We start from the raw sequence: 5626 nt of genomic DNA, 5'->3' as shown, positions 1-5626 counted from the left end.
GAAAATGATTGAGCAACCGGGTTTCTCTCTCAATCAAGTATGAGAGAATCCGGGTTTCGGAGCTCAGGGCAATTGCTCAAAGCCGGAAAATGATTGAGCAACCGGGTTTCTCTCTCAATCAAGTATGAGAGAATCCGGGTTTCGGAGCTCAGGGCAATTGCTGAGCATGAAAATGAGTGAGAAACCGCTGGTTAAAAACTAGAGATTGCTAGCGATCGACATTTTGAGTGAATTTAGCACCCAGAGGCTAAACGGCAAGCCCCCTATTCCCTCAACCTAGTGGGGAATTACTTTTTTGACATACTCCCCTGCCTAAAGGCGAGAGGATTCTTAACACTTCATCGACCAATGCTACCGAAGTAGTCTTACGAGCGCCTCCATGTTCATTTTAAGTCGTGGCAATGCCCTATCCCGACTATATGTATCGTTTTGTTTGAAAAACATTAACAATACTTTGTTTTGCTTCCCGGTTGGATTTTAACCATTGCCCTTGGGTCTTTCCCTATTACTGGATCAGTCCCGGTTTCAACTCAAGATGAGTATATATCGCTGCAATCTTAGGTGGGGATTTCAACCAATTAAACTATAGCATAAAGCCGTCCTAAAAGGACGGGGCTTGCATCCCATTTTCTCGGTCAATCAAAATCCGCCTCAATGATTCAACAAAAATGTTGTCTTGGCTGTCATATTCGGTAAAGAACTGCTTACGATTGGGCGTTTTACGATTTGGCGTTTGCGGTGGCTTTACCTGTAATCATTTTAGGTTAAATCCTATAGATTTAACTAGGTTTATCACAAACGGTTACGAACCCGCAAGACTTAGGAACTGTCACAAGGGCTTTAGGGCGGTCTAGCCCCACAGCATCACCCACCAACTAAACGATAAACATCGGAACATCGGGACTTTTTAGTTGCCAAATTAAATAATTTGACAGCTTACTCGACAGCACCTAAAGCTTTTAGCAAGGATTTTTGCCCTTGAGTTAAACCTGTAACGCCCTTGATATTCATGCCTTCATAAATTCTTGAAGGGGAGAGATTTTTTCCATACTTCTGCATTTCAACCGTTGAACATTCAATCGTTTGTTCGCGGCCATCTCTAACTAAATTATGACTATTTTCTCTTGGTCTACTAAAAACCGATTTGGCTAAATTAGATCCAGAAAAGTTGACTTGGTACAGATTAATACCCCTCATATCTGCTTGCCAAATAGTGATATCAGAAAAATCAGCGCCCGTTAAATCTAGTTGAAGTTGACATAATAAATTGAAGATATTACCAGCCCCATATCCGGGTGCTACACCCTGCTCTGCTAATTTGATTAAAATGTAATTTAGTTTTTCCGCTAACTTTTCGGTGGTGTTGTACGTAACTAGGAGTCGGGAAATTAAAGGCGTAACAATGGCGCTAATTTGATTTTTTCTGACCGACTCTTCGGCTGTAGCTTTAATCAGAGCATAGTTTTGAAGAAAAGGAAACAAGGAACAAGAGGATGTAGAACTATTGCACTCTTCTCTAGTAATTTCTTGGTAGAGTTGCTCAATTATTTTTTCTGTGATATAATCTCTGATTAATGGCTGCTGAGTGAAGCCAAAAATACTTTTTTCCGGGACTTGAATTGCGGCTTGTTCAATGAGAGAGCGCCACTGGAGAGATTCTAAGCTTTCTAATAATTCTGCCTGGAAAACTGGCGGGACGATATCATTTAGAAGTTCTGTCGGCAAAACTGGTTCTCGGTTAATCGCTAACCAGTAAAAAATTTGTTTTTCTATCGGAGATAAGCGATTAAATAGTTCATCTAACCAAAGGCGAATCCCATTAAAAATAGTTTCTTCTTGTTCTAAGAAATCTCGAATATTCCCCGCAAATAAATCTTGGATGGAACTCGCTGCTATTTTTAAAGCTATAGGATTACCTTGGTAGCATTTTATTAGTTCCGCTTCTTCAGCAGGGGTTCCTATTAAAGACTTAAGTTTGAGGATTTCCTTGGCTGCGACTGGTGCTAAACCTTGCAGTTGCAAGAATCGGACGGGTAAAGTTGCTCCGGTTAAAGATGCAATTTCTCTCGCTTTTTCTCTGCTGACAATTAGCACGCAACTTTGGTGATTGGTTTCAGCAATTTGTCTCAGAAGTTGGCTGTAGTTAGAGAATCCGTCGCGGTAAGTGCCTGCATAGCTACCACTCTGGCAAAGGAAGTCTAAATCATCAAGGATAATCAGACACCGATGCTGCTGTAAATACTTGATAAGAAGAGAGATGCGTTCGCCTACAACCTGGGGTAAATCGGTAGTTTGATCCTGTGATAAAAATTGGATAATTTTAGCTAATTCTTCGGGTAAAGGTGAACTATCTTGCAGGCTTTTCCAGATGACAAATTCAAATTCACCTTGAATTTCTTCTGCTAACTTTACCGATAAAGCAGTTTTGCCAATTCCGCCCATACCGATCAGGGTAATTAAGCGGCAACGATCTTGTAAAATCCAATGTTTAAGGGTAGCTAATTCTTGAGTACGCCCGTAGAAAATAGAAACGTCGATCGCCTCTGATAAATTGTGGTGGGTTTTTGTTATTAGGGAAGGATTTGGGAAGGCGATCGCTTGTTCCTCTGGATAACGTTTTAAGCCCAAAGCTTCCCAAAGGTGACAATTAGCCCAACAATCGGGCAAATTTGGTGATGTGGTTTTCGGTGTTTTATCTGGAGACGGGCGTGTACATGATTCAAGGATTGAGTGAATATTGCGTTTTGTGACTTGAGTTCCCAATGCCAGAGAAATTGTTCGCCATAATTGGGAACCGATATCTTTTAAGTAGTCGGCATCGTATCCTGATGTATCCGCCATGTTTTGATAAGACTGTCCTTGCCAAGATTGGCGGAATACTAGGTCTTGAACGTCGTTTAAGTGGCCTGGTTTGAGTAGGGTGTCTAAAATTGCTAAGGCTTCTTCGAGAGTCATTAGCTGTGACTGTAAAACAGTGACTAAGTAATTACTCTTATAGACTATCACTTTTTCTGACTCTTGTTACTTTTTTTTACTTTAGTTATTAAATCTTCATATAAAATTCTGGCCTTTTCTGACTTTTTCCCACTGTGAGGGCTGAGGTGAGAAGGTTATTGTGTAACTACGAACTAAAGGACTCGTGAGCATAAGGTAAGTATGAAAAAAATCTGTAAATTGCCAACGATGTAACACCTTCTCTTATCACGAAAACTTTGGAAATTAGTATCGAGTCACTAAATTAACAACCTATCATTCAGAGAGGAACTGAAATGTTCACCCATAAACATCCAAAATCTCCATACAATATTCTTTCTTTTGACGGTGGCGTAATTCGTGGTCTTTTAACGGCGGTTTTGCTAGAAAAGCTAGAAGAAGATCTACAGGAAAAGAATCCCGAAAAGGAATTAAAAGATTACTTTGATATCATTGCCGGAACTTCCACAGGTAGCCTGATTGCTTGCGGAATAGCTAGTGGACTTTCCGCCAAACAACTGAAGGGATTTTACCTAGAAAATGGCATGAAAATTTTTCCTAATTTCAAAGAGACTTTGAAAGTTTGGTTGGGTGAGGTGATTCAGGAAAATATTGACTTCAGCAAATTAGATCCTTTACATCTATTTTGTCAAGACGATAAGAATGACAAGAAATTTATGCTTCAACCTTTCTCCGATGGCCAAGGTCTGGAGGAGGTAATCAAAAGTGTATTTGGCTGTCAGGAATTTGGTCAATTGCCAAAATTAGTAGTCATCCCAAGCTACGATGTCTATAATCACGATGCTGTAATCTTCAAGAACTATCGAGAAGAGTATAAAACAATGCCAGTGTGGGAGGTTTGTAGAGCATCGTGCGCTGCACCTATGGCTTTTCCAGCTCACGTTACCCAGAATAAGGAATTTCTTAAATCTCTTAAAGTAAAGGCAAAAACAGCTACAAAAGCAGGGAAAGAGACAACTATAAAAATCCCGGATGAAGGTATCCCTTTAATTGATGGCGGTGTTGTTGCCAATAACCCTGTACTTTGTGCAATCGCCGAAGGACGCAAACAATTTAAAGATTTTCCTTCTGTAGTCGCTTCTTTTGGTTCTGGTATGGCTTTGAATCGGATTACAGTTGAAGAAGCGAAAGAGTGGGGTAGCTTGAATTGGGTAAGCATAGTCAAAGGTATCCCGATGCTAGATGTATTGTTTGATGGTTCAAATGATGCCAATGATTATGTTGCCAAAGAATTACTTGACGGAGAGAGCGAATACTTCCGCTTTCAACCGCTTCTGACAGAGAATGTTAAGGCTTTTAGTGCCGATCCAGATAATCTCTATTTATTGGTTGAGATAGCAGAAGAATTCCTTAAAACTAAGGAATGCAAGGAGGATATGAGTAAGCTTGTTAAATCTCTGACATCGCATCATTCCTTATTGGATTCTATGCGGGAGGTAATTCCTTATTTGAGTCAATTGTAAGATCACTATTGAGTCAAGATCAGAAAATTTATTCCCCTGCAAGGATTTCTGGCCTTCTCTGAGAGAAATTAGCCCACTAATTTCGATCTGACTTACGCATAAAGTCCTAGAAACTTGGTTTTTTACGAAAATACTTCGTTGAAGGCCACAGATTCAGTAAAAAACCCGGTTTCTTTAGTCGATATTGATGTTGAGTTACAGAAATTCCAACATCATTCATTTCAACAAATTTTAATTCTTGAGGTAAACTACCATGGCTACTTCTGATATAAAATCTGGTCAATTGGATAACAATGACATTATTTTTCCAGTTCCCCCTGAGCTTAGTGGCTTCACGCGGGCTGATGAATATGACTTGAATACAGATGCGATCGGGGAAGCACTCAAGCTTGCTCTTACAACTACAGATCCAAACAGCAAATATGATCCGTTTCTGCAAGTTATAGATGTCAATACGGGTCGGGTGGTTGCTGATTCAGACGATGGATCTTCAGAGAGTCTAAACTCATTGATTGAAGCCGGTCAGCCTGCAGGAAATATTGATTTAGTTGACGATCCGACAATTCCTAATTCTTTGACAATTGACGGCAGCGCCAAGTACAAAGTCCGCGTCACCAGCGTGAATTCATTTACCAGCTCGTCGTCTACTTATCCCTACAGTTTGCGGGCCAGCGTTCCTAATGGTAATGTTAGTTTAGTTGCGAGAGGTAGCAACTTCAGCAGCAGCCCTCTAACGGGCAACTCTATTACCTTCGCTGGTAAATTGGAGAGCGCCAAAGACTTTACTTTTCCGGTCAAGGCTCCCAGTATTGGCAACACACTTGCGGATGAATTTCAAGTAAAAATATCCTCGGTGGGCGAACCGATCAAAATTTCCCTCAGCAGCACGACAAATGGCTTTGACCCTTATGTGGAAGTTGTCAACGCTAATACTGGGGAAGTTGTTGACTTCAATGATGACGGTGGCGGTGGTAAGAATGCGCTGCTTTCTGTCCCGTACCAAGCAAATACTGAATACAGAATCCGTGTCAGCAGTAAAACTGCATTAGCTTCCTCTGCTGATTACAGCTTACAGGTCAGCACTTCTTCTGGCAATACTGTCACTTTGACCCCCCGCAGTGGTGACACCGGATCATCGTCGAACAGTGGCGGTAACGGAACATCGACAG

At 41.0% G+C, this 5626-nt stretch carries 2 protein-coding genes and 1 pseudogene; 2 read left to right on the top strand and 1 reads right to left on the bottom strand.

The features are described from left to right. Positions 1-936 precede the first annotated feature (936 nt). Complete coding sequence (locus QUB35_RS02420; protein WP_333139024.1) at positions 937-2955, bottom strand: NB-ARC domain-containing protein; 2019 nt, start codon at positions 2953-2955, stop codon at positions 937-939. 314 nt (positions 2956-3269) lie between these two features. On the opposite strand from QUB35_RS02420, the gene QUB35_RS02415 reads away from it, so the two are divergent. After that, complete coding sequence (locus QUB35_RS02415; RefSeq protein ID WP_333139022.1) at positions 3270-4457, top strand: patatin-like phospholipase family protein; 1188 nt, start codon at positions 3270-3272, stop codon at positions 4455-4457. Positions 4458-4710: 253 nt separating this feature from the next. Continuing rightward, positions 4711-5626: pseudogene (locus QUB35_RS02410) on the top strand (calcium-binding protein); the annotation flags it as partial.

It is taken from the genome of Microcoleus sp. B13-B6, from assembly GCF_036705405.1.
Lineage (GTDB): Bacteria > Cyanobacteriota > Cyanobacteriia > Cyanobacteriales > Microcoleaceae > Microcoleus.
This window is presented reverse-complemented; position numbering and strand designations above follow the sequence as displayed.

Coding starts and splice junctions, on each gene's coding strand:
- QUB35_RS02420 (WP_333139024.1), bottom strand. CDS start 2,955: ATGACTCTCGAAGAAGCCTTAGCAATTTTAGACACCCTACTCAAACCA.
- QUB35_RS02415 (WP_333139022.1), top strand. CDS start 3,270: ATGTTCACCCATAAACATCCAAAATCTCCATACAATATTCTTTCTTTT.